Annotated in this window: 23 protein-coding genes; 9 read left to right on the top strand and 14 right to left on the bottom strand. The window is 68.7% G+C overall.

Going from position 1 to position 25,002, the window contains the following annotated elements; all coding sequences use genetic code 11:
- The first annotated feature begins 321 nt into the window (after window positions 1-321).
- Entirely contained in the window at window positions 322-1,362 is a 1,041-nt protein-coding gene (locus tag ACVOK1_RS14850; RefSeq protein ID WP_313204707.1) for a GGDEF domain-containing protein, read from the top strand.
- A 15-nt stretch (window positions 1,363-1,377) separates the two neighbouring features.
- A complete protein-coding gene (locus tag ACVOK1_RS14855) occupies window positions 1,378-3,903 on the top strand; it encodes a putative peptide modification system cyclase (protein ID WP_481562516.1) in 2,526 nt (841 codons plus the stop codon).
- On the opposite strand, the gene ACVOK1_RS14860 is transcribed toward ACVOK1_RS14855, so the two are convergent.
- A complete protein-coding gene (locus tag ACVOK1_RS14860) occupies window positions 3,890-4,189 on the bottom strand; it encodes an NHLP-related RiPP peptide (RefSeq protein WP_481562517.1) in 300 nt (99 codons plus the stop codon). The two genes, ACVOK1_RS14855 and ACVOK1_RS14860, sit on opposite strands and share 14 nt — an antisense overlap.
- A gap of 135 nt (window positions 4,190-4,324) precedes the next feature.
- Between ACVOK1_RS14860 and ACVOK1_RS14865 the strand changes: the two genes are divergently transcribed.
- Complete coding sequence (locus tag ACVOK1_RS14865) at window positions 4,325-5,527, top strand: putative peptide maturation dehydrogenase (RefSeq protein ID WP_481562518.1); 1,203 nt, start codon at window positions 4,325-4,327, stop codon at window positions 5,525-5,527.
- A gap of 24 nt (window positions 5,528-5,551) precedes the next feature.
- Here the strand turns inward: ACVOK1_RS14865 and ACVOK1_RS14870 are convergent, their stop codons facing one another.
- Genes ACVOK1_RS14870 through ACVOK1_RS14880 form a run of 3 tightly spaced genes read right to left on the bottom strand, consistent with a single transcriptional unit; the run spans window position 5,552 to window position 10,360 of the window.
- Window positions 5,552-7,567: an acetyl/propionyl/methylcrotonyl-CoA carboxylase subunit alpha gene (locus ACVOK1_RS14870; RefSeq protein ID WP_481562519.1), complete on the bottom strand. Its 2,016-nt coding sequence runs from the start codon at window positions 7,565-7,567 to the stop codon at window positions 5,552-5,554.
- A gap of 8 nt (window positions 7,568-7,575) precedes the next feature.
- Window positions 7,576-9,186 carry a carboxyl transferase domain-containing protein gene (locus tag ACVOK1_RS14875; RefSeq protein ID WP_481562520.1) on the bottom strand — a complete coding sequence of 537 codons (1,611 nt, stop codon included), beginning with the start codon at window positions 9,184-9,186 and terminating at the stop codon, window positions 7,576-7,578.
- A 10-nt stretch (window positions 9,187-9,196) separates the two neighbouring features.
- A complete protein-coding gene (locus ACVOK1_RS14880) occupies window positions 9,197-10,360 on the bottom strand; it encodes an isovaleryl-CoA dehydrogenase (RefSeq protein ID WP_012509747.1) in 1,164 nt (387 codons plus the stop codon).
- 158 nt (window positions 10,361-10,518) lie between these two features.
- On the opposite strand from ACVOK1_RS14880, the gene ACVOK1_RS14885 reads away from it, so the two are divergent.
- From ACVOK1_RS14885 to ACVOK1_RS14895, 3 genes are all read left to right on the top strand, one after another.
- Entirely contained in the window at window positions 10,519-11,127 is a 609-nt protein-coding gene (locus tag ACVOK1_RS14885; protein WP_481562521.1) for a TetR/AcrR family transcriptional regulator, read from the top strand.
- A 208-nt stretch (window positions 11,128-11,335) separates the two neighbouring features.
- Entirely contained in the window at window positions 11,336-11,854 is a 519-nt protein-coding gene (locus ACVOK1_RS14890) for a c-type cytochrome (RefSeq protein WP_079224832.1), read from the top strand.
- A 284-nt stretch (window positions 11,855-12,138) separates the two neighbouring features.
- Entirely contained in the window at window positions 12,139-13,584 is a 1,446-nt protein-coding gene (locus ACVOK1_RS14895) for an ExeM/NucH family extracellular endonuclease (protein WP_481562522.1), read from the top strand.
- Between the two features lie 181 nt (window positions 13,585-13,765).
- Here the strand turns inward: ACVOK1_RS14895 and ACVOK1_RS14900 are convergent, their stop codons facing one another.
- The gene (locus ACVOK1_RS14900; protein ID WP_406233516.1) at window positions 13,766-14,623 is read right to left on the bottom strand and encodes an EamA family transporter; all 858 of its coding nucleotides are present in this window, start codon (window positions 14,621-14,623) and stop codon (window positions 13,766-13,768) included.
- A 43-nt stretch (window positions 14,624-14,666) separates the two neighbouring features.
- Here ACVOK1_RS14900 and ACVOK1_RS14905 point away from each other — a divergent pair, with 43 nt between their 5' ends.
- The gene (locus ACVOK1_RS14905) at window positions 14,667-15,338 is read left to right on the top strand and encodes an alpha/beta hydrolase (RefSeq protein WP_481562523.1); all 672 of its coding nucleotides are present in this window, start codon (window positions 14,667-14,669) and stop codon (window positions 15,336-15,338) included.
- Window positions 15,335-16,435: a cell division protein ZapE gene (gene zapE, locus ACVOK1_RS14910; protein WP_108767352.1), complete on the top strand. Its 1,101-nt coding sequence runs from the start codon at window positions 15,335-15,337 to the stop codon at window positions 16,433-16,435. The genes ACVOK1_RS14905 and zapE overlap by 4 nt, the downstream gene beginning before the upstream one ends.
- Before the next feature lie 44 nt (window positions 16,436-16,479).
- On the opposite strand, the gene ACVOK1_RS14915 is transcribed toward zapE, so the two are convergent.
- The 9 genes from ACVOK1_RS14915 to ACVOK1_RS14955 form a co-directional block, all read right to left on the bottom strand.
- Window positions 16,480-18,249: a DUF885 domain-containing protein gene (locus ACVOK1_RS14915; RefSeq protein WP_481562524.1), complete on the bottom strand. Its 1,770-nt coding sequence runs from the start codon at window positions 18,247-18,249 to the stop codon at window positions 16,480-16,482.
- Between the two features lie 187 nt (window positions 18,250-18,436).
- Window positions 18,437-18,778 (bottom strand): lipid-A-disaccharide synthase N-terminal domain-containing protein, encoded by a 342-nt coding sequence (locus ACVOK1_RS14920; RefSeq protein WP_108760679.1) that lies wholly within the window; start codon window positions 18,776-18,778, stop codon window positions 18,437-18,439.
- On the bottom strand, window positions 18,778-19,500 hold the full coding sequence (locus ACVOK1_RS14925) for a glycosyltransferase family 2 protein (protein WP_481562525.1): 723 nt from the start codon (window positions 19,498-19,500) through the stop codon (window positions 18,778-18,780). Before ACVOK1_RS14925 ends, ACVOK1_RS14920 begins: the two co-directional genes overlap by 1 nt.
- 90 nt (window positions 19,501-19,590) lie before the next feature.
- Window positions 19,591-20,556 carry an NAD-dependent epimerase/dehydratase family protein gene (locus ACVOK1_RS14930; RefSeq protein WP_200751185.1) on the bottom strand — a complete coding sequence of 322 codons (966 nt, stop codon included), beginning with the start codon at window positions 20,554-20,556 and terminating at the stop codon, window positions 19,591-19,593.
- A gap of 45 nt (window positions 20,557-20,601) precedes the next feature.
- The gene (locus ACVOK1_RS14935) at window positions 20,602-21,327 is read right to left on the bottom strand and encodes a suppressor of fused domain protein (RefSeq protein ID WP_481562526.1); all 726 of its coding nucleotides are present in this window, start codon (window positions 21,325-21,327) and stop codon (window positions 20,602-20,604) included.
- An 85-nt stretch (window positions 21,328-21,412) separates the two neighbouring features.
- Window positions 21,413-22,333, bottom strand: coding sequence for a ParB/RepB/Spo0J family partition protein (locus tag ACVOK1_RS14940; RefSeq protein ID WP_481562527.1), 921 nt, complete (start codon window positions 22,331-22,333; stop codon window positions 21,413-21,415).
- Window positions 22,333-23,130, bottom strand: a complete 798-nt coding sequence (locus ACVOK1_RS14945) for a ParA family protein (RefSeq protein ID WP_481562528.1) — start codon at window positions 23,128-23,130, stop codon at window positions 22,333-22,335. Before ACVOK1_RS14945 ends, ACVOK1_RS14940 begins: the two co-directional genes overlap by 1 nt.
- Window positions 23,131-23,242: 112 nt before the next feature.
- Entirely contained in the window at window positions 23,243-23,881 is a 639-nt protein-coding gene (gene rsmG / locus ACVOK1_RS14950; protein ID WP_108770494.1) for a 16S rRNA (guanine(527)-N(7))-methyltransferase RsmG, read from the bottom strand.
- A 39-nt stretch (window positions 23,882-23,920) separates the two neighbouring features.
- Complete coding sequence (locus ACVOK1_RS14955) at window positions 23,921-24,520, bottom strand: 4'-phosphopantetheinyl transferase family protein (protein WP_108766856.1); 600 nt, start codon at window positions 24,518-24,520, stop codon at window positions 23,921-23,923.
- 90 nt (window positions 24,521-24,610) lie between these two features.
- On the opposite strand from ACVOK1_RS14955, the gene ACVOK1_RS14960 reads away from it, so the two are divergent.
- Window positions 24,611-24,862 carry a GlsB/YeaQ/YmgE family stress response membrane protein gene (locus ACVOK1_RS14960; protein WP_108766857.1) on the top strand — a complete coding sequence of 84 codons (252 nt, stop codon included), beginning with the start codon at window positions 24,611-24,613 and terminating at the stop codon, window positions 24,860-24,862.
- Window positions 24,863-25,002: the final 140 nt, after the last annotated feature.

The raw sequence follows: 25,002 nt of genomic DNA on the forward strand, positions 1-25,002 counted from the left end.
CCCCCCCGCCCCCCCCCCCCGCCGGGCGCGCGCGCCGCGCCCCCCCCCCCCCCCCCCCCCCCCCCCCCCCCCCCCCCCCGGCTCTACCGGGGCATCAGCCCGATCAGGGTGGCCAGGGAAGGGCCAGACGACGCCGGCAGGTCGGGGGACCTGCCGGCGTTGTTGTGTCCGGGGTGCCGCCGCCCCTGAACTACCCTCATGAATGCGGGTTGCCCGCCTGTTCGGCCCCGATCGTGGTGTCTTCATGAAAAATGAGAAGACGCGCACAGTTTGATTCACTGCTATGCTCCGCTCCTCACCAGGGGACGCTGGCGGCGGGAAATGACCGGCAGGGGTGCGGCCGAGAACATCGACATGACGACCGGTATCGCCCAGGTGGCGATGGCCGAGATCGTGCACGCCCTGTTGTCGGACGAGGAAGTCGCCCTCTTTGCGCGCTTCGCGCGGCCCCTGAAGGTCGAGGCCGGGCAATGGCTGTTCCACCGCGGCCACCGCGGCGATGGCATGTACGTCATCGTGGAAGGATTGATCGAACTGGATTTCGGCGAGGACCTGGTGACCAAGACGCTGGGACGACATGAGTTCTTCGGTGAACTGGGCCTGCTGGTGGGCGACCATCCGCGCAGCGCCGGCGCGCGCGTGATCGAAGACTGCCACGTGCTGGAACTGGGCCCGGCCGATTTCCATTGCCTGGTCGAATCCGATCCGGGGCTGGTGGCCTACTTCCTGCGCCGCACGATCATGCGCGTGCTGACCAACGAACAGGCCCTGATCAGCCAGCTGCGCCGGCGCAACCACGATCTGGAAACCGCGCTGGACAACCTGTACATCACCACCCACCAGCTGACCCACACCCGCGAGCTGGTGCAGACCGATGAACTGACCGGACTGCACAACCGCCGTGGCCTGACCCGGTACCTGCAGGATTGCCGCAGCCAGCCCGATGGCGCACCGCAGGCCCTGCTGCTGATCGACTGCGACCGCTTCAAGCAGGTCAACGACCGCCACGGCCACCAGGCCGGTGATCGCGTGCTGCAGAGCATGGGCAACATCCTGCGCTCGATGGCCGGCGAACACGACCTGGCCTGCCGCCTGGGCGGTGATGAGTTCTGCCTGATCCTGCGCCATGCCGATCGCGAGGCGGCCCAGCACGCGGCCGAGTTCATCCTCAGCGCGGTGCATGGCCTGCTCGAACGCAGCCATGGCAACCCGCACGTCACCCCGGCCAGCATCGGCGTCAGCCTGCTGGCGGCCGATGCGGACTGGAGTGAATGGTATGCAGGCGCGGACCGTGCGCTGTACCGGGCCAAGCGCGCCGGCGGCAACTGCCTGCATTGGGCTGACCCTACGGACGGACAGTGAGCGGAGACTGTGGCGATGAACGGCGATTCCGGAACATCGACTCCGCATACCACGCAGCTGCGTGCCCTGCTGTTCACCGATCTATGCGATTCCACCCTGCTGGTGGAACGGATGGGAGACGCCGCAGCGGCTGAACTGTTCCAGGACCATGACCGCCTGGTGATGGCGCTGCAGCAGCGCTGGAACGGCCAGCAGATCGACCGCTCCGATGGTCTGTTCATGCTGTTCGAACGCCCGGTGGATGCCCTCGGTTTCGGCCTGGATTACCAGCGCGGCCTGAAGGCGCTGGGCGGCAAGCGCAACATCCTGCTGCGCGCACGCATCGGCCTGCACGTGGGTGAAGTGCTGCTGTGGAACAACAGCGCCGAGTCGATCGCGCTGGGTGCCAAGCCGGTGGAAGTGGAAGGCCTGGCCAAGCCGATGGCCGCGCGCCTGATGCAGCTGGCGCAGCCCGGCCAGTTCCTGGTGTCGGCCACCGCCGAGTCGATGGTGCGCCGCGCCGCCGGCGATCTGGGCGAGGTCGCGCAGGGGCTGAAGTGGAAGTCCTTCGGGCGCTGGCGCTTCAAGGGCGTGGCGCAGTCGATGGAAGTGTTCGGCCTGCACGACCCGGCGACGCGCGGTCTGGGGCGCCCGCGACAGACCGCGAAGGCCTCGCGTGACATCCCGGTCTGGCGGCAGCCGCTGGTGATGACCGCCGAAGTCACCCTGGCCGCGGCGCTGCTGGTCGGCGGCTGGTTGCTGACCCGGCCGCAACCGGCCATCGCCTTCGCCGAGCGCGACTGGGTGGTGGTCGGCGATCTGCGCAACCTGACCGGTGAGACCCTGCTGGATGGTTCCACCCAGCAGGCACTGCGCATCAGCCTGGAACAGTCGCGCTACGTCAACGTGATCAGCGACCTGAAAGCACGCAGCGTGCTGCAGCAGATGCGCGCCTCGCTGGATGCGCCGCTGGATGCGAACAATGCATCCGAGATCGCCCAGCGCGTGGGCGCGCGGGTGGTGTTGATGCCAACGTTGTCCGAAGCCGGCGGTCGCCTGCGCCTGAGCGTGGGCGTGGTGGATCCGGCCAGCCGTGCCACGCTTGCCGTCGAATCTGCCGACGGCCGTGGCCTGGAATCGCTGCTCGCTTCCACCGATGACGTGGTGGCGCGACTGCGCGGCCGCCTGGGCGAGACGCTGGAGCAGGTCGAGCAGGATTCTACGCCGCTGCCTGCGGTCACCACCGGCAGCCTGGATGCGCTGCGTTCCTATTCGATCGGCCAGAAACTCTACGCGCGTGGTGACTACCCGGGTGCGCTGGCCATGTTCCAGCAGGCGGTGGAGCTGGATCCGGAATTTGCCCTGGCCTGGATGGCGCAGGTCCGCGCGCACTTCGCGGTGGATGATCTCTCCGGGGCGATGCAGGCGCTGGACACCGCCAAGAGCCTCAAGCGCCGCCTGCCACCCCGCGAGGCGCTCTATCTGGACGCGTGGGCGGCGACGCTGCGCGACCGTGGGCAGGCTGCCGATGCATGGCGGCGCCTGTCCAGCCTGTACCCGGACTACTTCGCCGCGCAGTACAACGCTGCAGTATGGCTGTACGCGGAAAACCGCTTCGATGAGTCGCTGCCTTATGCGCGACATGCAGCAGATCCACGTTTTGAACTCAGCAACGTGGCGCACGACCTTCTGGGTCGCATCCTGGTGGCGCGCGGCGACGTCACCGGCGCCCGCCAGGCCTTGAAGCGCGCCATCGACGGTGGCCGCATCGGCAGCAACCGTTACCTGGGCTCGGCCGAAGCCAGCCTGCGCAACTATGCCGCGGCCGAATCGCTGCTGGATCGCGCATCTCCCTCCCGGCATGTGGCGATCGAACGCACCAGCATTGCCGTTGATCGCCAGCAGTGGACGCATGCGGCGCAGATCGCGCGCGATGGAGCGAGACAGTTCACCGACGCGCCAGGGTTTGACCAGCTGGTGATGCTGGTGCCGCTGGCGACGGCGCTGTGGGGCGCTGGCGATGATGATGCAACGCGTGCACAGCTGCGCCGCAACGTGGACAGCGCCCTTCTCCGGGTCGACAACCGCGGACTGGCCGATAGTGGCGACGACGCGATGGTGGCCCTGGCGTCGGCCCTGATTTCGATCCGGTTGGGCGACACGGCGTTGGCCGAGCGTGTGCTGGCGCACCTGGCGAAGATCAACGATGTGACACGCCAGCCCCCGGTAGCGGAAACAATGGCGGTGGTGCGTGCCAGCGTGGCAACCCGCCAAGGCAAGCCGGACGAGGCGTTGGTGCTTCTCGCGCCTTGGCTCACCGGCCAGGCCAGTTTCCAGACCCGCGTGGCGGCAATGGATGCGAACGTGGCCAAGGGCGCCAACGCGGCAGCACTGGTCCAGGCCGAATACCTGGCCAGCAATCGCGGCCGCGCCTATGCCGAGCTGGATTGTGGCTACTGCATGCAGCCGCTCAATGTCCTCGACAGCAATCGCGCAGCGGGCATGGCCGCCACGCTGCGCCGCCGGCCGGAGCCGACGGCGGCGGCGATCACGGTCCCTTGAGGGACCAGCCCGGGCCCGGGCTGGCATCCAGCGCCGGAACCAGCTGGGCCAGCTCCCGGGTCAGCATCGTCTGCAGTTCCTGCTTGGCATCGTGGATGGCTTCCTTGGAGGCCAGCTGGTTGACCTGGCAGCAGATCTTCAGCAGTTCCGCATCAGCGGCAGGCAGGCCAAGGCTGACCAGGGCAGAAGCAGGGTTGGAAGCGAACAGCGCGCGGAACGCATCGTCTTCAGCGAGCGCGCAGATCAGCGCCATGGCGATCGGCGCGGGCAGGGTAGGCAGGGACACGAAGAACCTCGGGAACGGCGACGGAAGAAGTGGACAAGCGCTGTTAGATCGGCCCACGCAGCCCGCACTTGAGTGCGCGATGAAGTTCCGTCGGCGGCGGCCGCTAGTGAACTGCGCCCTTTCGAATCCGATGCCATGTCCGTAGATCCTGCCGTGTCTTCCGCCCGCATCCGACGTTGCGAGATCCTGCTGCTGGAACCGCGCGAGAGCGCCGCCTTCGATCTGCAGGACCTGCTCTCCGGCGGCAACGGCATCCGCCGCCAGATGCGCTGGGTGGCACTGGCTCCGCATCTGGGCGAGCCGGTGGACGTGGATGCCGTGCAGCGCGAGCTGCTGGGCCGCATCGGCCCCAGCCAGTGGCAGGACCTGCCCGCGGACGAGGACGAGCGCGCCGCCTGCGAGGCGCTGCTGCGCCTGGGCCTGCTGGTCAGTGCATCACCCGCCGATGAGGCGGCGCTGAAGGTCCGCCAGGCCGATGATCGCCAGCGCGACGCGTACTGGCATCCGCTGGCGGCGGTGCTGCATGCGTTCACCCGGTGGGAGGGCGTCGATGCCGTGAAGAACACGCGCGACTCCGGTACCGATACCGCCGTGGGCATGCGTGAGGTGCTGGGGCCGCCGCCGGCACCGACGGCGCTGGCGGCCGATGCCGAAAGCCAGGTGCTGCCACTGCAGGACGACACCGATTTCGATGCGCTGCTGGCGCGGCGCGCGACCTGCCGCAACTTCGATGAGCACCGGCCACTGCCGATGGCGCTGTTCTCCACCATGCTGGCGCGCGTGTTCGGCGCACGCGCCCATGTGCAGGTCAGCGACGACCTGCGTTTCCAGAAGAAGAGCAGCCCGTCCGGCGGCGGCCTGCATCCCACCGAGGCGTACCTGGTGGTGCAGAACGTGGAGGGCGTGGCGCCGGGCGTGTATCGCTACCTGCTGGACGGGCACCGCCTGCTGCGCCTGCCGGATCCGCCGTTGGGACTGCGTGCGTTCGCCATGGAAGCACTGGGCCAGCAGCACTGGTTTGCCAATGCGCACTGCCTGGTGACTCTGGTGCCGCGCTTCGACCGCACGTTCTGGAAATACCGCCGCCACGCCAAGGGCTACCGCGTGGTCGCGCTCGAGGCGGGGCACCTGTCGCAGACGATGTACCTGTCGGCCACCGACCTGGGCCTGGGCGCCTTCATCACCGGCGCGATCAACGAGCGCTGCCTGGAACCGGTGCTGCAGCTGGACCCGGTGCAGCAGGGCGCATTGGCGATGTGCGGTTTCGGATGGCGCGCGGCAAGCATGGAAACGGCCGAGCTGGACCCGGCCGGCGAGGTCTGGACGCGCGCCGGCTGAGCGCGCGTCCGTGCTTCCCACTTCTCAAGCGGCTTCGAAATCCACCAGCACAGCGCCGTCGCCCACCTGGTCACCGGCCTTGGCGCGGTAGCCCTTCACCGTGCCGTCGGCCGGGGCCTGCAGGGTGTGCTCCATCTTCATCGCTTCCAGCACCACCAGCGGCGTGCCGCGCTTCACCGGCGTACCGGCCTCGACCAGGGTGGCCACGATCCTGCCCGGCATCGGTGCCAGCAGGCTGCCGGCATCGGCGGTGGCGTTGTCTGATTCACCGACCGGGTCGTGCAGGGTGAAGCGGTGCTGGCCATCGGCGCCGAACAGATACAGCTGGTCGCCTTCGCGCAGCAGCTGCAGCTGCCAGCGGCGGCCGTCCAGCTGCACGCTCATGCGCTGGCCGTCGGCGCTGCCGAGCACCGTAGCCGGTGCAGCATCATCGCGCTGCACACGCCAGCCATCGGCCTGCGCCCACACCTTCAACGTGTGCGTGCGCTCGCCCTGCTGCAGCGGCAGCACACGCGGTGCCGAAGCACCGAGGCGCCAACCGTCCTGCGCCTGCCACGGCGAATGCGGATCGCGTGCATCGCTGCCCGCACGCGCGGTACTGGCCACGGCAGCGATGGCCGCCAGCTGCCACAGCGCATCATCGCTGTCGCCCACGGCGTTCAGCGCGGCCTGTTCGCGTTCGATCAGCGCGGTGTCCAGCTTCGCGTGCGCGAACGAATCGGTGTTGACCAGACGACGCAGGAAGCCGGCATTGGTGGTCACGCCCACCACCTGGCAGTCGGCCAGGGCCTGGCTCATGCGGCGCAGCGCGGCCTCGCGGTCCACGTCCCAGACGATCAGCTTGGCGATCATCGGGTCGTAGTACGGAGTGATGCTGTCGCCTTCCTCCACACCGGTATCCACGCGCACGTTCGCCGACGGCGTCGGCAGGCGCAGGCGGCGCAGGGTACCGGTGGACGGCAGGAAGCCACGGTCGGCATCCTCGGCGTACAGGCGCGCTTCGATCGCGTGGCCGTGGATGGCCAGCTGCTCCTGGCGCAGCGGCATCGGCTGGCCAGCGGCCACGCGCAGCTGCCATTCCACCAGGTCGGTGCCGGTGATGTACTCGGTCACCGGATGTTCGACCTGCAGGCGGGTGTTCATTTCCATGAAGTAGAAATCGCCGTCCGGGCCGGCAATGAACTCCACCGTGCCCGCACCCACGTAGCCCACCGCGCGCGCGGCATCGACCGCGGCCTTGCCCATCGCTGCACGGCGCTCGGCGCTCATGCCCGGTGCCGGGGCTTCTTCCAGCACCTTCTGGTGGCGGCGCTGCACCGAGCAGTCGCGCTCGAACAGGTAGACCGCATCACCGTGGGAATCGCCGAACACCTGGATCTCGATGTGGCGCGGGCGCTCGACGTACTTTTCCACCAGCACGTGGTCGTTGCCGAAGGCCGAGGCGGCCTCGCGCTGGCAGCTGGCCAGCGCATCAACGAAGTCTTCGCTGCGTTCGACCTTGCGCATGCCCTTGCCACCGCCACCGGCGCTGGCCTTGATCAGCACCGGGTAGCCGATGGCATCGGCCTGCGCGCGCAGGAACGCAGGCTCCTGCTGGTCACCGTGGTAGCCCGGGGTCAGCGGCACGCCGGCCTTGGCCATCAATGCCTTGGCCGCGCTCTTGTCGCCCATCGCGCGGATGGCGCTGGCCGGCGGGCCGATGAAGGTGATGCCGGCGGCGGCACAGGCATCGGCGAAGTCGGCGTTCTCGGAGAGGAAGCCGTAGCCGGGGTGGATCGCCTGCGCGCCGGTCAGGCGTGCGGCCTCCAGCAGCACGTCGCCGCGCAGGTAGCTTTCGCGCGCGGCAGCCGCGCCGATGTGGATGGCCTCGTCGGCCAGGCGCACGTGGCGCGCGTTGCGGTCGGCATCGGAATACACCGCCACGGTGGCGATGCCCAGGCGACGGCAGGTGGCGATGACGCGGCAGGCGATCTCGCCACGGTTGGCGATGAGGATTTTGCTGAACATGGCGACGGGCTTCATGGGAGCTTGCTCGGTCATGGCACGGGTCACATGCGGAACACGCCGAAGCGCGTCTGCTGCGGGGCGGCGTTGAGGCTGGCCGACAGGGCCAGGGCCAGGACACGGCGGGTGTCGACCGGATCGATCACGCCGTCATCCCACAGGCGCGCGCTGGCGTAGTAGGGGTGGCCCTGCTGTTCGAACTGGTCGCGGATCGGCGCCTTGAAGGCGTCTTCTTCCGCCGCCGGCCACTGCCCGCCCTTGGCTTCGATACCATCGCGCTTGACCGTGGCCAGCACGCTGGCGGCCTGTTCGCCGCCCATCACGCCGATGCGCGCGTTCGGCCACATCCACAGGAAGTTGGGCGAATAGGCGCGGCCGCACATGCCGTAGTTGCCGGCACCGAACGAGCCGCCGATGACCACGGTGAACTTGGGCACCTTGGCACAGGCCACGGCCATCACCAGCTTGGCCCCGTCCTTGGCGATGCCGCCCTGTTCGTACTTGCGGCCGACCATGAAGCCGGTGATGTTCTGCAGGAACACCAGCGGGATGTTGCGCTGGGTGCACAGCTCGATGAAGTGCGCGCCCTTCAGCGCGGACTCGGAGAACAGGATGCCGTTGTTGGCGATGATGCCGATCGGGTAGCCGTTCAGATGCGCGAAGCCGGTGACCAGCGTCGCGCCATAGCGCGGCTTGAACTCATCGAAACGCGAGCCATCGACCAGGCGTGCGATCACTTCGCGCACGTCGTAGGGCTTGCGCGTATCGGCCGGGATCACCCCGTACAGCTCGTGCGCCGGCAGCAGCGGTTCCTCGCTGGGCTGCACCGCCATCGCCGGTTCCGGCTTGCGCCAGTTCAACTGGGCGATGATCGCGCGCACCCGTGCCAGTGCCTGCAGGTCGTTGTCGGCCACGTGGTCTGCCACGCCGGAAATGCGCGTGTGCACGTCGGCGCCGCCCAGTTCTTCGGCCGTCACCACTTCACCGGTGGCGGCCTTCACCAGCGGCGGACCGCCCAGGAAGATCGTGCCCTGCTCGCGCACGATCACCGTTTCATCGCTCATCGCCGGCACGTAGGCGCCGCCGGCGGTGCAGCTGCCCATCACGCAGGCGATCTGCGGGATGCCCTGTGCGGACAGGTTGGCCTGGTTGTAGAAGATGCGGCCGAAATGATCGCGGTCGGGGAACACCTCGTCCTGCAGCGGCAGGAAGGCGCCACCGGAATCGACCAGGTAGATGCAGGGCAGGTGGTTCTGCTCGGCGATCTCCTGCGCGCGCAGGTGCTTCTTCACCGTCATCGGGTAGTAGGTGCCGCCCTTGACCGTGGCATCGTTGGCCACGATCACGCATTCCACGCCGCTGACCCGGCCGATGCCAGCCACCACGCCTGCAGCGGGCACGGCATCTTCGTACATGCCGTGCGCGGCCAGCGGCGCGATTTCCAGGAAGGCGCTGCCGGGGTCGAGCAGGGCGTCGATGCGGTCGCGCACCAGCAGCTTGCCGCGCGCGGTGTGCTTTGCGCGCGCGGCGTCGTTGCCGCCCAGCGCGGTGCGCGCCAGCGTGGCGTGCAGGTCATCGACCACGGCCCGCATGGCGGCGCGGTTGCTTTCGAAGGTGTCGCTGCCCGGTTGCAGCTGGCTGTTGAGGACGGTCATCGCAGTGGCCTTACAGGGTGCGCTGGAACAGTTCGCGGCCGATCAGCATGCGGCGGATCTCCGAGGTGCCGGCGCCGATTTCATACAGCTTCGCGTCGCGCCACAGGCGGCCGGTCGGGTATTCGTTGATGTAGCCGTTGCCGCCCAGGATCTGGATCGCCTGGCCGGTCAGCCAAGTGGCCTTCTCGGCGGCATACAGGATGGCGCCGGCGGCGTCCTGGCGGGTGGTGCGGCCCTGGTCGCAGGCGCGCGCCACGGCGTAGACATAGGCGCGGCAGGCACCCAGGCCCACGTACATGTCGGCGATCTTGGCCTGGATCAGCTGGAAGCTGCCGATGGCTTCACCAAACTGGTGGCGCTCGTGCACATACGGCATCACCACGTCCATGGCCGCGGCCATCAGGCCCAGCGGGCCACCGGACAGCACCACGCGCTCGTAGTCCAGGCCGGACATCAGCACGCGCACGCCGCCGCCGACCTGGCCCAGCACGTTCTCTTCGGGCACTTCGCAGTCCTGGAACACCAGCTCGCAGGTGGGCGAGGAGCGCATGCCCAGCTTGTCCAGCTTCTGCGCGGTGCTGAAGCCCTTCATGCCCTTCTCGACCAGGAAGGCGGTGATGCCCTTGGCACCGGCTGCCATGTCGGTCTTGGCGTAGACCACCAGCACGTCGGCATCGGGGCCGTTGGTGATCCACATCTTGTTGCCGTTGAGCACGTAGCGGTCGCCGCGCTTGTCCGCGCGCAGCTTCATCGACACCACGTCCGAACCGGCGCCCGGCTCGCTCATCGCCAGCGCACCGACCAGCGCGCCGCTGCACAGGCCGGGCAGGAAGCGCTGCTTCTGTTCCTCGTTGCCGTTCTTGCGCAGCTGGTTCACGCACAGGTTGGAATGCGCGCCATAGGACAGGCCGATGCCGCCGGAGGCGCGCGAAATCTCTTCCATCGCCACCACATGGGCCAGGTAGCCCATGCCGGTGCCGCCGTATTCTTCTTCAACGGTGAGGCCCAGCAGGCCCTGTTCGCCCAGCTTCGGCCACAGGGCCAGCGGGAACTGATTGGTGGCATCGGCCTCGGCGGCCAGCGGAGCGACCTCGGCGGCGGCAAAATGGGCCACGCTCTGGCGCAGCAGGTCGATATCTTCGCCAAGATCGAAGTTCAGGGATGGCACGTGCATTGCGGCGGCTCCACGAGGAAGGTGGGGGAATGGACGCACCCGTCAGGGGGAGGCTGGAGGCTGTTGAAGGCAGCGGCCAGCACGGGCGATGGGCCCAGCGTAGCGGGGTTCGGGAAAGAAGTGAATACAAATTCAAAAATTGAAACTAGAATCAGGATATGGCCTACAAACGCTCTGCATTGATGGAAGAACGGCTGGCCGGGGCCCGTGAACGGATCCTGCTGGCGACCCGCGAGCTGGTCGCTGCCGGCGGCTGGCGCAATGCCCCGGTGACCGCCGTGGCGACCCAGGCGGGGGTGTCCACCGGCTTGATCTACCGGCACTTCCCGTCCAAGGCCGAGCTGTTCGTGGAGGTGCTCAACGCCGCCGTGGCCCACGAGGTGGAGATCATGGAGCGCATCGCCAGCGGCCCCGAGGTGGCCAGCGAGCGCTTGCGCCTGGCGATCACCGCCTTCGTCCGCCGCGCCCTGGCCGGGCCGGGGCTGGCCCATGCCTTCATCGTCGAGCCGGTGGACCCGGACGTGGAGGCCGAGCGCATGCGCGGGCGCCGCGCCTTCGGTGACGTGTTCCTGCGCCTGGTGGAAGAGGGCGTGGCCGCCGGCGAACTGCCCGCGCAGGACGCGCATGCCACGGCCGCCTGCCTGGTTGGTGCCTTCACCGAAGCGATGGTCGGCCCGACTGCGCCCAGCCGCGAAGTGCATCGCGACGAAGGTGCGCTGGTGGACGCGATCTGCAGCTTCTGCCTGCGCGCGATCGGCGCCCGGTAATCCGGTAGAGCCGGCCGCTGGCCGGCGGCTGTTGCCGCGCTTCGCGCTCGCCGGGCGTGGCCCGGCGCTACCCGCATGCGGCCACGGCCGCATGCTGCGCCGCACCAGCATCGACGCCTGTTGTCGCACGCGAAGCGCGTTCTATACTCGGCCCATCACGCAGTCGCTCAGCCGTGGTCCAACGACTATCAGCCAGGGGTAACGAAGAGTGCGGAATTACGATCTGGAGTTCCTGAAACGCTTCTCCATGGTGATCGCGCTGCTGGCGGCCATCACCCTCGGTCTCATCCTCCTGGCGGCGTACATCCACACCCGGATTCCGCCCGAGGTGTCGCCCACGGCGGCCAAGCGCACCGAGCAGCGCATCTCGCCCACCGGCGCGGTGTATGCCGGCAGCACCGGCGCCGCTGCGCAGGCCGCAGCCAAGGCGGCCGCACTGGCCAAGGCCGCCTCGCAGGTCGCCTACGGCGGCACCAAGGACGGCAAGGTCATCTTCGACAACCTCTGCACCGCCTGCCACACCACCGGCGTCGGCCAGGCGCCCACGCTTGACCACGCGCACTGGGACCAGCGCCTGGCGCAGGGCAAGGACACCCTCTACAAGCACGCCATCGAGGGCTACACCGGCCCGGATGGCGGGATCATGCCGCCGAAGGGCGGCAATCCGGCGCTCACCGAGGAACAGATCCACGCCACCGTGGACTGGATGCTGGGCAACCTGAAGTAACCGCCGGAACGGCCAAACCGGGAAACGGCGGAACGGCCAAACGGCGGTAGAGTCGACTGCTAGTCGACTATCGCGCGCAGCGCGGGCTTTTCGGCAACGTAGCGAAGAGCAGTCGACTAACAGTCGACTCTACCTCCGCGCCCCCCGCCGCCGGTTGCCGGCCAGCGGCCGGCACTACCCGGCTTTGCCCACCGAGGCCTGATCGCCCATCGTGCCCCGCGCTGCAAGCGGGCCTGCACATTTCGGGGTTAGTCTGTGCGCCCATTTCGTGGAGTCGCCCGTCGATGCGCCGCCGTTCCCTCGCCCTTTCCCTGTCCCTGCTGCTGCCGGCCACCGCCTTTGCCCAGGCCCAGCCGCAGGCCGCGCCGACCCCGACCTCCACCACCGCCCGCAGCAAGGCCCCGGTCGTGCTGACCACGGCCCCGGCCGACTGGCGCGCGCTGGACGGCCAGCACGTGCGCATCGCCGCTCCGCTCACCCTGGCCGGCACCGACGGCCTGGAGCGCTTCGGCCAGCTCACCGTGGCCTTCGATGGCCGCCTCTGGCAGCCCACTGAAGTGGCCGCGCCGGGCACGGCCGGCATCGAACAGGTGATGGCTGACAACCAGCGCCGCCGCCTGGTGCTCGATGACGGCAGCGATGCCCGCGACCCGGTCAGCGTGCCGTACCTGGCCGGCAACCCGGTGCTGCGCACCGGCATGCAGCTGCGCAACGTGGAAGGCATCGTGCGCGTGGACGCACAGGGCCGCCCCAGCCTGCAGGTGCAGGGCACGCTGAAGCTGCCGGAACTGCAGCGCCCGGCGGTGCCGAAGGTGGCCGGCGACCTGTACATCGCCGCCTTCAACCTGGAGAACTTCTTCAACGGTGATGGCCAGGGCGGTGGTTTCCCGACCCTGCGCGGCGCGCGTACGCTGGACGAACACAAGGCCCAGGTGGCCAAGCTGGTCACCACCGTCAACTCGCTCGGCGCCGATGTCGCCGCGCTGATGGAACTGGAAAACGACGGCTACGGCCCGCAGTCGGCCATCGCCGAACTGGTCGATGCGCTCAACCGCGATCGCGGTGCACAGGGCGACTGGCGCTTCGTCGACGCCGGCAACGGCCCGGGCGACAACCCGATCCGCGTCGGCATCATCTACCGCAGCAGCCGCCTGCAGCCGCTGGGCAAGCCGGCCACGCTGACCGGCGGCCCGTTCGTCGAGCACAGCCGCGTGCCGCTGGCGCAGGCGTTCCAGGCCAAGCAGGGCGCGCCGTTCGTGGTGGTCGCCAACCACTTCAAGTCCAAGGGCTGCCGCGAGGCTGCAGGCGCCGATGCCGACCGCAACGACGGCCAGGGCTGCTGGAACGCCACCCGCGTCGCCTCGGCGCAGCAGTTGAACGACTGGCTGAAGACCAACCCGACCGGCACCCGTGCCCAGGACGCGGTGCTGCTGGGCGACTTCAACGCCTATGCGCAGGAAGATCCGATCCGCACCCTGCATGACCTCGGCTGGCAGGACGCCTTCAAGGTGGCCAAGGTCGAGCATCCCTACAGCTACGTCTACAACGGCTATACCGGCCGCCTCGACCACGCGCTGCTGAGCCCGGGCATGGCCAAGCGCCTGCGCGCGGCCGCCGAATGGCACAGCAACGCCGACGAACAGGACGCCAGCGGCTACCAGGGCCGCAACGTGCCGGGCCCGTGGCGCAGCTCCGACCACGACCCGCTGCTGCTGGGTTTCGGCAAGTAAGGATTCGCCGGGGCACGCCCGGCGGCTTTCTGTAGAGTCGAGCCATGCTCGACTGCTTTGGGGAAACGCCGGGGTCGGATCCCATTCCAACGGAATGGGCTCTGACCCCAAGGCATCGCGGGGTCTCAAACGCAGGAGTCAGAGCGCATTCCGTTGGAATGGGATCCGACCCCGGGCGGCCTCACCCCCAGGCGATCAATCCGATCGCCAGCACCGCCAGCGCCAGCCCGGCGCGGTTCCACTTCGTGGTGGCCTCGCCGAAGGCGAACACGCCCACCAGCGCGCCCAGCACCACCACGCCGATGTTCATGCCGGCGAACACGGTGGCCGGGCTGTCCGGCATCGACTGGTGTGCATGCACATAGAAGAGGATGTTGCCGCCGTTGAGCAGGCCCAGCAGCGCGCCGGCCCCCAGGTTGCGCCAGGCCAGCCGGCTGCGGCCGCTGGCATGCCGCCACAGCTGCAGCGCCAGCATCAGCACGAAGGCCACGCTGAAGCTGGCCAGCACCGCCGCCATCGACGGCGTGCCCGACAGCGCCACCTGCTTCAGCAGCACGTCCACCACCGCAAAGCCGCCCCACACGCCCAGCAGCCAGCCCCAGCCACCGGGCGAGGCCGCCACGGCCGGCCCACGCGGGCGCAGGCTGATGGCCACCATCGCCAGCACGCCCAGGCCCAGCCCGGCCAGCTTCCACGGCGTGGCCGTCTGGCCGAAGAACAGGAAGGCCGCCGCCAGCGACAGCAGCAGCGACAGGCGCTGGGCCACGTCGCTGCGGACGATGCCGGCCACCGCCACCGCGCGGCCCAGCACCAGGAAGATCGACGGCAGCACCACCGCCAGCGCCAGCAGTGACAGCCACGGCGCGTGCGGCGCACGCAGCGCCTCCAGCGGCGGCTGCAGCACCACGGCAGTGAGGGTGGCGGCGACCAGATAGTTCCAGGTCACCATCTGCGGCACGTCCAGCGCGCGGCGGTTGGCCAGCTTCAACAACACCGAAACCAGCACACTGCAGATCACGGCCAGGGACAGGTAGAGCATGGGGCGGGCACAGGGCAGGGGCGGGGGACGGTATCATGGTGCCATGCACAAGCCCTCGTTCCCCGTCGCCCCCGGCGAAACCGCCTGCCTCGTACTGGACGGCCCGTCCGGCCCGCTGGAAGTGGTCGTCGACCTGCCCAAGGCCGACGTGCCGGTGCAGCCGATCGTGGCCGTCATCTGCCACCCGCTGTCCACCGAAGGCGGCACCCTGCACAACAAGGTGGTCACCATGACCGCCACCACCCTGCGCGAGCTGGGCATCGCCACGGTGCGCTTCAACTTCCGCAGCGTCGGCGGCTCGGCCGGTAGCTTCGACCACGGCGTGGGCGAACAGGACGACCTCAAGGCCGTCACCGCCTGGGTGCGCAGCCAGCGCCCGGACGACCGCCTGTGGCTGGCCGGTTTCAGCTTCGGCTCCTTCGTTTCGCTGAAGGCCGCCGCCGAACTGCAGCCCGAGGCGCTGGTCTCGATCGCGCCGCCGGCCGGCCGCTGGGATTTCAGCGGCGTGCAGCCGCCAGCCCGCTGGCTGGTCATCCAGGGCGAACAGGACGAGATCGTCGACCCGCAGGCCGTGTACCAGTGGCTGGACACGCTCGAATTCCCGCATGAGCTGGTGCGCATGCCGGAAACCAGCCACTTCTTCCACCGCAAGCTGATCGACCTGCGCGGCGCGCTGACCCACGGCGTCAAGCACTGGCTGGGCGCGGCGGCATGAGCGAGCAGGCGTTGACCCCGTCGCAGCGGTACGCGGCCGGGGTTGCCAGCGGCGACTGGCAGGACGACCCGGCCCAGCACGCGGCCCTGGCCGAACTGGACCGCATCCACCTGGGCCTGGTCGACAGCGCCGAGGACGGCTGGCTGGACCGCCTGTCCTCGTTCTGGAAGAAGCCCGAGCCGGTCAAAGGCCTGTACTTCTGGGGCGGCGTAGGCCGTGGCAAGACCTTCCTGGTGGATCTGTTCTACGACGGCCTGCCGATCAAGCAGAAGTACCGCACGCACTTCCACCGCTTCATGCGCAGCGTCCACGAGCGCCTGCGCGAGCACCAGGGGCAGAGCGACCCGCTGGCGAAGATCGCCCAGGAATGGCGCAGCAACCTGCGCGTGCTGGTGCTGGACGAGTTCTTCGTCACCGACATCGGTGATGCGATGCTGCTGGCACGCCTGCTCGAGCGCCTGTTCGCCGAGGGCGTGACCCTGGTCACCACCTCCAACACGGCGGTGGAGAACCTGTACCTCAACGGCCTGCAGCGCGAGAGCTTCATGCCGGCCATCGGCCTGCTGCAGCGCTATTGCGTGGAGCTGTACGCCGAGGGCACCGAGGATTACCGCATGCGCGCGCTGACCCGTTCGCCGGTGTACCGCGCGCCGCTGGCCGCCGACAGCGATGGCTGGCTGGCCAGCCGCTGGGGCGAACTGAGTGGCGGGCAGCCGGCCAAGGCCGGCAACATCGAGATCGAGGGCCGCAAGATTCCGGTGCGGGGCCGTGGCAAGAGCATCGCCTGGTTCGATTTCGCCGCGCTCTGCGAAGGCCCGCGCGGCCCGTCGGATTACATCGAGATCGCGCACGAGTTCAACACGGTGCTGCTGGGCGGCATTCCCGCCTTCGACCGCCTGAACGAAGATGCCGCGCGCCGCTTCGTGAACCTGATCGACGAGCTGTACGACCGCCACGTCAACCTGGTCTGCACCGCCAGCACCTCGCCGGTGGAACTGTATGCCGGCGAGCGCCTGCAGGGCGCCTTCGAGCGCACCGCCTCGCGCCTGATCGAAATGCAGAGCGCCGAGTACCTGGGTACGCCGCACCGGGCGTGAGGGGGCCGCGTTGCCGGCCAGCGGCCGGCACTACCCTGCAGCGATCAGGCCTTCTTCCGCTCGGCGATGTACGCCTGGATCTGCTGTTCCAGCACCGGCAGCGGCACCGAACCCTGCTTCAGGATCACGTCGTGGAAGCCCTTGATGTCGAACTTGTCGCCCAGTTCCTTCTCGGCCTGCGCGCGCAGGCGCACGATGGCGATCTCGCCCAGCTTGTAGCTCAGCGCCTGGCCCGGCCAGGAGATGTAGCGATCCACTTCGGTGGTCACTTCATGCTCGCTCAGCGCGGTGTGGTCGCGCAGGTAGGCCAGGGCCTGCTCGCGGGTCCAGCCCTTGCTGTGCACGCCGGTGTCGATGACCAGGCGCGCGGCACGCCACATTTCGTAGGTCAGGCGGCCGAAATCCTCGTACGGGGTTTCGTAGATGCCCATTTCCACGCCCAGCTTCTCGCAGTACAGCGCCCAGCCTTCGCCATAGGCGGAGATGTAGGCGTTGCGGCGGAATTCGGGCAGGTCCTTCTGCTCGGAGGCGATCGCGCCCTGCAGCGCATGGCCCGGGTCGGACTCATGCAGGGTCAGCGCCGGCAGGTTGTACAACGGGCGCGACGGCAGGTCGTAGGTGTTGACCCAGTACGTACCCATGCCACCGCGACCGGCGGTCCAGAACGGGGCGATATCCGGCGGCACCGGCACGATGGTGAAGCGCGCGCGCGGCAGCGTCATGAACCGGCCGAGCTGGCCATCGGCGCGCTTGGAGATCCATGCCGCGCGCGACAGCAGCTCTTCTGGGGTCTTGGCGTAGAACTGCGGATCGGTGCGCAGGAAGGTCAGGAATTCAGCGAAGCTGCCCTTGAACTGCACCTGCTGGATGATGTCGTTCATCTCCTTCTGGATGCGCGCCACCTCACCCAGGCCGATGCGGTGGATCTCATCCGGCGACAGGTCCAGCGTGGTGTATTCGTGGATCTGCTGCTTGTAGAAGGCCTTGCCGCCCGGCATGGCCTCGGCGGCCAGGGTGGTGCGCGCCTGCGGCACGTATTCGCTGACGAAGAAGGTGCGCAGCTGCTGGAAGGCCGGCACCACCTTGCCGCTGATGGCCGCCGCGGCCTGTTCGCGCAGGGCGGCCTGTTCGGCGGCCGGGATGCTGGCGGGCAGCTTCTTGAACGGCGCGTACAGCGGCGAGGTCGTCGGGTCCTTCAGCTCGGCGACGGTGGCGATGGAGACCTCGCGGCCGTCCAGCACCGCGCGCGGCACGCTGAAACCACGCTTGAGGCCGGCGCGCATGTTGTCGGTCTGCTGGCCGAAGTAGCGCGGCACGTCGTTCAGGCGGGCGATGTAGTTGCGGTAGTCCTGCGCGGTCTTCATCTCGCGCCGGGCCATGAAGGACAGGTTGGACCAGAACGAGGAGTCCGAATTGAACGGCATCTCGTAGGTGCGCAGGCGCGTGGCTTCGGCCAGGTTGAAGACCTGGTCGCGGTAGATCGCGTAGTTGACCTGGTTGTCGGCCGACAGGGCGTTGACATCGATCTTCTTCAGGTCGGCCAGGGTTTCGTCCCAGACCTTCAGGCGGGCCTGCTGCGCGGCAGGCCCGACATCAGGCATGCGGCTGGCGTTGGCCGGCGCGTCCTCGTCCTCGCTGGCTTCGCCACCGCCATCCTGGCGCCACTTCCACTCCTTCTCGTACAGCGCACGGAAGGCGGCATCGGCGGCCGATTCGGCGGCCATGCTGGCCGGAGCGGCGGCCGGCGGCGCAGCCAGGGCGACCGCAGGAGCGGACAGGGCAATCAACAGAGCTACGGCGAGGCGGGTTTTCACGAGCACAGGTTCCCGGGAAGGCAGATCCCGATGATCGCACCGTGCAGGGCCCGAGGCATGGGACGAAGGTCCTGCCTGCGCCCGGCGCTACCAACGAACATGCGGTAGATCCACGCCATGCGTGGATGCGCCGGGATCCGGCCGGGGTCAGAGCCCTTTCCTGCGGAAAGGGATCCGACCCCTGGCCTCAGTGGCTGGCCTTGTCCCGCTTCCAGCCGCGGTGCTGGATGTCCAGGTGCAGGCTGTACAGGGCGGTGAACGCCGGGAACAGGTTCTGCAGCACGCCCACCGAGTCCTGCTTGGCCGAGAACAGGAAGTAGCTCAGGGTCATCAGGCTGCCGACCACGCTCATGTACCAGAACAGGCGCGGGATGACCGGCTTGCCGGCACGCTTGGACGCCACGAACTGCACCAGCCAGCGGCCGCCGAACATCAGTGCGCCGGTGTAGCCGATCAGCTTCCAGCCGGTGACGTGCAGGCCGGTCCAGTACAACCAGGTCAGTGGCTGGTCGAGCCAGTGCAGCTCCATCAACGCTCCTCCACCGCAGTGCGCTTGCTGCGGGTGATCAGCCACGCCACGCCGCGCAGGTCGCGGATGCCGACCAGGGCGCGGCCCAGGTTGTTGTACTTGGACACGCCGGCGGTACGGTGGCGGTGGTTGACCGGCACGCTGGTGGTCTTCCAGCCGGCGCGCTGCATCAGCGCCGGCAGGTAGCGGTGCATGTGGTCAAAATACGGCAGGTCGAGGAAGGCCTCGCGCTCGAACAGCTTGATGCCGCAGCCGGTGTCGGGGGTATCGTCGCGCAGCATGCTCGCGCGGATCGCATTGGCCCACTTGCTGGCCCAGCGCTTGCTGCCACTGTCCTGGCGGTTGACGCGCCAGCCGGCGAACAGCTTCACCTGCGCATCAGCCGACTGCCGCGCCGCCAGCAGCTTGGGAATATCGGCTGGGTCGTTCTGGCCGTCGCCATCGAGGGTGGCGATCCACGGCGCGCGCGCATTTCGCACGCCGGTGCGGACGGCAGTGCTCTGCCCGCTCTGGCTGACATGGTGCAGCACGCGCAGTTCCGGGGTGCTGGCCTTCAGGCCCTGCAGCACGGCCAGGCTGTCGTCGCGCGAGTTGTCGTCCACATAGACGATCTCGAACGGCAGATGGCCGCGCAGCGCGGCGACGATCTCACCGACCAGGGGCGCGACATTGTCGCGCTCGTTGAACACCGGGACGACAACGGAAAGCTCGGGGTGGCTCATGGGTCACTCGGCCAGCAGGGATACAAAGACCGCGCATTCTCCGAAGCCGAGGTTATCCGAAGATGAATCCGGCTGCGTGAGGGTCACTCCTCAGGCACGATCGCCAAAATACTCGCGACACCACTGCACGACCGGCGGCAGGCCCTGCTCGATCGGGGTGACCGCATCAAAGCCGAAGGCGTCATGGGCGCGCCGGGTGTCGGCCATCGTGCGCACCATGTCGCCTGGCTGCATCGGCTTGTAGACCTTCTGCGCGGGGCGGCCGGCGGCCTGCTCGATCACGCTGATGAAGCGCTCCAGCTCGACCGGCGTATGGTTGCCGAGGTTGAACACCCGGTGCGGCACCACGTCGGTGCTGGGGTTCGCGAGGGCGCCGAGGATGCCCGATACGATGTCGGAAACATGTGTGAAATCGCGCTGCATGCGCCCTTCGTTGAACACATCGATCGGCCGCCCGGCCAGCACCGCGCGCGAGAACAGCAGCGGCGCCATGTCCGGCCGGCCCCACGGGCCATACACGGTGAAGAAGCGCAGGCCGGTGGCATGCAGGCCGTACAGCTGCGCATAGGTGTAGGCCATCAGCTCGTTGGCGGCCTTGGTGGCCGCGTACAGCGAGCGCGGCTGGTCCACGCGCTGGTCTTCGGAAAACGGCGGCGTGGCCGAATCGCCGTACACCGAGCTGCTGGACGCATACACCAGGTGCTGCACGCCACGGTGGCGGCACAGCTCGAGCATGTTGACGAAGCCGGTCAGGTTGCTGTCGACGTAGGCGTGCGGGTTTTCCAGCGAGTAACGCACGCCGGCCTGCGCGGCCAGGTGGATCACCGCGGTGGGCTGCACCTCATCGAACAGCGCAGCCAGGCCCTGCTGGTCGGTCAGGTCCAGGGTGCGCAGGTCCAGGCCCGGGCACAGCGCAGCCACGCGATCGCGCTTGATCTGCGGGTCGTAGTAATCGTTGAAGTTGTCCAGGCCGACCACGGCCTGGCCGGCCTCCAGCAGCGCGCGGGCGGTGTAGGCACCGATGAAGCCGGCAGCGCCGGTGAGCAGGATGGTCATGGAAGAGACTCTGTAACGAAGTTCAGACGGTGGATGTTACCGGTCTCAGAAGAAACCGAAGCGCTTTCTGGCGACGTTTACCCGACCCGGCACGATCACGTCCTGGATGCTCTTCGCATCGAAGCGATCCAGCAGGGCCTCGGCGTCCTTCTTCAGCTTCAGGTCCATCTCCTCCGGGTACAGCGGCACGATGGACATGAACTCGATGGTCCTGGCGTCGTCCAGCTGCAGCGTGCCGAAGCCCTCGGGGGCGGTGACCGGCGGCAGCACGATGGCGCCATCGAAACCCACGCCCGGGGCGTAGGGCTCGGCCGGGTGGCCGTTGGGAATGGTGTGGCCGAAGCCGAGCCAGGTGTCGTACTCGTGCGGTAGCCGTGCCAGCGTCTTCAGCAACCGCACCGGCCAGTAGTTCCACTCGTCTTCGAAGGCATCACCGCTGATCGGCCAGTCGGCCGGCAGGGTCACCATCAGCTCCATGTATGCCGAGCCGGGCGCACCTTCGGGCAGGGTCATCGGCAGGTCGCTCATGCCCGAGGTCACCAGGCGCAGGTACGGAAACGGCTCGCTGGCCGGCACCACGTGCACGTCGATATGCACGAGGTCGGAGATGATTTCGTGGAATACGCCCGAGATCGGCCCCAGGTGGCGCTCGATGTGCGCGCTGATGGCCTCGATGTGCGATTCACCCTGGGCCGGAGTGAAGTCCTTTTCCCGGCTGTGCACCAGGATCGGGCTGCCGCCCGGGCTGACGTCGTCGATGTCCATGCTCATTCCTGCTCCCTGGATGAGCCGCGGCACGAAGCCGTCCCGCGGCGTGTGCGTTTCCCTGCCGAGCGCTGCTGCAGCGCTGCCGCGCTCAACCCTGGCGGGTGCGCAGCTTTTCGAGCACGCCGTCCAGCGTGTCCAGATCGGTGTAATGGATGATCAGCTTGCCCTTGCCGCCGCGGCCGTGGTTGATGGCCACCTTGGTGCCCAGCGATTCGGACAGCTCGGTTTCCAGCGAGGCGATGTCGGCCTGCTGCACCCTCGGCGTGGCCACCGGGCGGTTGCTCGGCACCTTGCCGGCGGCGAAAGCCTGCGCACGGCGCTCGACCTCGCGCACCGACCAGCCTTCATCGGCCGCTTCCTGGGCCAGCTTGCCGGCCAGCTCCGGGGCCAGGGTCAGCAGCGCGCGGGCGTGGCCCATTTCCAGGCGGCGGGTTTCCAGCAGCAGGCGGATGGCCACCGGCAGCTCCAGCAGGCGCAGCAGGTTGGACACCGCCGCGCGCGAGCGGCCGACGGCCTCGGCGGCCTCGGCGTGGGTCAGGGTGAACTCGCTGATGAGGCGCTGCAGCGCTTCGGCTTCTTCCAGCGGGTTGAGGTCTTCGCGCTGGATGTTCTCGATCAGCGCCATCGCGATGACGGTGCGGTCTTCCAGCTCGCGCACCACCACCGGCACTTCGTCCAGCCCGGCCAGCTGCGATGCACGCCAGCGGCGCTCACCGGCGACGATTTCGTAGTTGCCCGCCGGCAGCTGGCGCACCAGGATCGGCTGGATCACGCCCTGCGACTTGATCGAATCGGCCAGCTCGGAGAGCTTGCCTTCGTCCATCTCGCGGCGCGGCTGGTACTTGCCCGGCTGCAGCTGGCCCACGGCCAGCTTGCGCAGCACTTCACCCGGCAGGGGCTCGATGACCGCAGTGGTGGCCTGCACCTGGCTGGCTGCGCCCTTGGGGCCCAGCAGGGCGTCCAGTCCGCGGCCGAGGCCTCGCTTCTTGGCTGCAGGCTTGCTGGTCATCAGGCGGTCTCCACGGCCTTGGCGGCCTTGTTGCGTTCGTTGTTGCGGCGGATGATCTCGCCGGCCAGGCCCAGGTAGGCCACGCCACCGCGCGAGGCACGGTCGTAGCCGACGATGCTCTGACCGTGGCTGGGGGCCTCGGCCAGGCGCACGTTGCGCGGCACGATGGTGCGGAACACGCGGTCACCGAAGTGCTCGGTCAGTTCGGCCGACACCGCGTTGGCGAGGTTGTTGCGCACGTCGAACATGGTGCGCAGCACGCCCTCGATCTCCAGCACCGGGTTGAGGTTGGTGCGCAGCGCTTCGATGGTTTCCACCAGCGCGCTCAGGCCTTCCAGTGCGTAGTACTCGCACTGCATGGGCACCAGCACCGAATCGGCGGCGGCCAGCGCGTTGAGCGTCAGCAGCGACAGCGCCGGCGGGCAGTCGATCAGGATGTAGTCGTACTCGTCGCGGATCGGCGCCAGCGCGCGCTTCAGGCGCTGCTCGCGCTCTTCCTGCGCCATCAGCTGGATCTCGGCCGCGGTCAGGTCGATGTTGCCCGGCAGCAGGTCGTAGCCCTCGGCGGTGGCCACGCGCACGTCCGCTGCCTTGGCTTCGCCCAGCAGAAGATCGCAGGTGGAGGAGACCAGCTCGCGCTTGTCCACGCCACTGCCCATGGTCGCGTTGCCCTGTGAATCCAGGTCGACCAACAGCACGCGCTTGGGTGCGTTGGCCAGGGAAGCGGCCAGGTTGACGGCGGTCGTGGTCTTGCCGACGCCACCCTTCTGGTTGGCGATGGCGATGATGCGGGCCATGCGGGTGTGCCTCGTCGACGTGTGCTGGGACCGGTCATTATGCGTACAACCGGCCCCGTGCGGAAATCATGGATCGCCAACCCGTTGTTTCGCAAAGGGCTGGCGGCGGGGTTCAGGGGCCTGTAACAGTGACCAGATGGCGTTCGCCGGCCAGGCCGGGCACGCTCAGCGGGGTCACCTCGCGCACCTGCCAGCCTGCCGGCAGGGCCGCGATCTCGTCATGCGGGTAGACGCCCTTCATGGCCAGCAGCACGCCACCGGGGCGCAGCAGGTGGCCACCGACGCGGACGATGCCGGCCAGGGTGTCCATCGCGCGCGCGGTCAGCTGGTCGTAGCGGCCGGCCTCGTCCAGCGCCTCGGCGCGCGATTCGGCCACGCGTGCATTGGTCAGGCCCAGCTGGCGCACGGCTTCGCGCATGAAGCGCGCCTTCTTGCCGTTGCTCTCCACCAGGGTGACCTGCAGGCCCGGGCAGGCGATGGCCAGCGGGATGCCTGGCAGCCCGGGGCCGGTACCGAGATCGGCCAGGCTGCCATCGGCCACGAACGGCTGCATCGCCAGCGAATCGAGCAGGTGGCGGGTGACCATTTCCTGCGGATCGCGGATGGCGGTGAGGTTGTAGGTGCCGTTCCAGCGGTGCAGCAGCGCCAGATAGCGCAGCAGCGGCGGCGCCAATGCGGCCGCCAGGCCCATGCTGGCCAGGCCCTGTTCCAGCGTGGAGACCACGCCGGCGGGAAGATCGTGTTCGCTCATGCCGTCATTATCGCCGGTTTTGCCCGCCGGTTCGCCGCTTCAATGCGGATACCAGGCCAATGCCGCGCGGAACTGGCCGCTGGCCTGCCATTCGTGCAGGTGCCAGCGCTCGGCCTGGCCCAGTTCGGCGTCGCACCAGCGCAGGTGCAGGGCACCATCGGCGCCGGGCGCCAGCTGCAGGCGGTGCAGGCCGAAGGAGATGCCCTGGCCGTGCGCCTTGAGCAGCGCTTCCTTGGCGCACCACACGCGGAAAAACCAGTGTTCGCGCTCGTCGGCGGCCAGCCCTTGCAGCCAGGCCACTTCGTCGGGGTGGAAGAAGCGCTGGATGATTTCCAGCAGGCGCGGGCGTGGGCGCAGCAGTTCCAGGTCCACGCCCAGCCGCACGCCCTCGCCCAGCGCCACCAGCAGCACCTCGCCGCTGTGGCTCCAGCCGGTGCCGTAGTGGGCCAGCGCGCCGGCCAGCTCCGGCCGGCCCTTGTCGTCGCGCACCAGCGGCAGGGCATCGGGTTCGCCGCCCAGCGCCTGCGCCAGCACCTGCCGGGCCTGCGGCTCACCGCGCTGGCCGGGCACATGCGGGCAGCGCCAGACCGTCACCGGGCCGAAGCGCCAAGGGCCGTCGAGGGTGGCTGGCAGGCTCATCCGCACGCGCCCGTCACGGGATTGCACGACGGTTTCACGGCGCTGCGGGTCAACTGGTCCCCGTCCCTTCCCCTTCCAGAGGTCACGTTCATGGGCATCATCATCTGGCTGATCGTTGGCGGCATCGTGGGCTGGCTGGCCAGCATCATCATGCGTCGCGACGCCCAGCAGGGCATCATCCTCAACGTCGTGGTGGGCATCGTCGGCGCGCTGATTGCCGGCTTCCTGTTCGGCGGCGGCATCAACGATGCCATCACCCTGCGCACGTTCCTGTTCTCGCTGATCGGCGCGGTGATCCTGCTGGCCATCGTCAACCTGTTCACCCGCAAGAGCATACGGTGATCTGAACGGTAGCGCCGGGGCCGGGACCCCCGGGGGAGGGCGCCCCCCGCCAGGCCCCGCCAAGCCGCCCGCCGCCCCACGACACCCCCACCAACCCCCCCCCCCCCCCCGGACGGGGGGCCGGGGCCGGGGGGCGCGGC

Source organism: Stenotrophomonas sp. STEN087 (assembly GCF_056759115.1).

Coding starts and splice junctions, on each gene's coding strand:
- ACVOK1_RS14850 (WP_313204707.1), top strand. CDS start 322: ATGACCGGCAGGGGTGCGGCCGAGAACATCGACATGACGACCGGTATC.
- ACVOK1_RS14855 (WP_481562516.1), top strand. CDS start 1,378: ATGAACGGCGATTCCGGAACATCGACTCCGCATACCACGCAGCTGCGT.
- ACVOK1_RS14865 (WP_481562518.1), top strand. CDS start 4,325: ATGTCCGTAGATCCTGCCGTGTCTTCCGCCCGCATCCGACGTTGCGAG.
- ACVOK1_RS14870 (WP_481562519.1), bottom strand. CDS start 7,567: ATGACCGAGCAAGCTCCCATGAAGCCCGTCGCCATGTTCAGCAAAATC.
- ACVOK1_RS14875 (WP_481562520.1), bottom strand. CDS start 9,186: ATGACCGTCCTCAACAGCCAGCTGCAACCGGGCAGCGACACCTTCGAA.
- ACVOK1_RS14880 (WP_012509747.1), bottom strand. CDS start 10,360: ATGCACGTGCCATCCCTGAACTTCGATCTTGGCGAAGATATCGACCTG.
- ACVOK1_RS14885 (WP_481562521.1), top strand. CDS start 10,519: ATGGCCTACAAACGCTCTGCATTGATGGAAGAACGGCTGGCCGGGGCC.
- ACVOK1_RS14895 (WP_481562522.1), top strand. CDS start 12,139: ATGCGCCGCCGTTCCCTCGCCCTTTCCCTGTCCCTGCTGCTGCCGGCC.
- ACVOK1_RS14900 (WP_406233516.1), bottom strand. CDS start 14,623: ATGCTCTACCTGTCCCTGGCCGTGATCTGCAGTGTGCTGGTTTCGGTG.
- ACVOK1_RS14905 (WP_481562523.1), top strand. CDS start 14,667: ATGCACAAGCCCTCGTTCCCCGTCGCCCCCGGCGAAACCGCCTGCCTC.
- zapE (WP_108767352.1), top strand. CDS start 15,335: ATGAGCGAGCAGGCGTTGACCCCGTCGCAGCGGTACGCGGCCGGGGTT.
- ACVOK1_RS14920 (WP_108760679.1), bottom strand. CDS start 18,778: ATGGAGCTGCACTGGCTCGACCAGCCACTGACCTGGTTGTACTGGACC.
- ACVOK1_RS14925 (WP_481562525.1), bottom strand. CDS start 19,500: ATGAGCCACCCCGAGCTTTCCGTTGTCGTCCCGGTGTTCAACGAGCGC.
- ACVOK1_RS14930 (WP_200751185.1), bottom strand. CDS start 20,556: ATGACCATCCTGCTCACCGGCGCTGCCGGCTTCATCGGTGCCTACACC.
- ACVOK1_RS14935 (WP_481562526.1), bottom strand. CDS start 21,327: ATGAGCATGGACATCGACGACGTCAGCCCGGGCGGCAGCCCGATCCTG.
- ACVOK1_RS14940 (WP_481562527.1), bottom strand. CDS start 22,333: ATGACCAGCAAGCCTGCAGCCAAGAAGCGAGGCCTCGGCCGCGGACTG.
- ACVOK1_RS14945 (WP_481562528.1), bottom strand. CDS start 23,130: ATGGCCCGCATCATCGCCATCGCCAACCAGAAGGGTGGCGTCGGCAAG.
- rsmG (WP_108770494.1), bottom strand. CDS start 23,881: ATGAGCGAACACGATCTTCCCGCCGGCGTGGTCTCCACGCTGGAACAG.
- ACVOK1_RS14955 (WP_108766856.1), bottom strand. CDS start 24,520: ATGAGCCTGCCAGCCACCCTCGACGGCCCTTGGCGCTTCGGCCCGGTG.
- ACVOK1_RS14960 (WP_108766857.1), top strand. CDS start 24,611: ATGGGCATCATCATCTGGCTGATCGTTGGCGGCATCGTGGGCTGGCTG.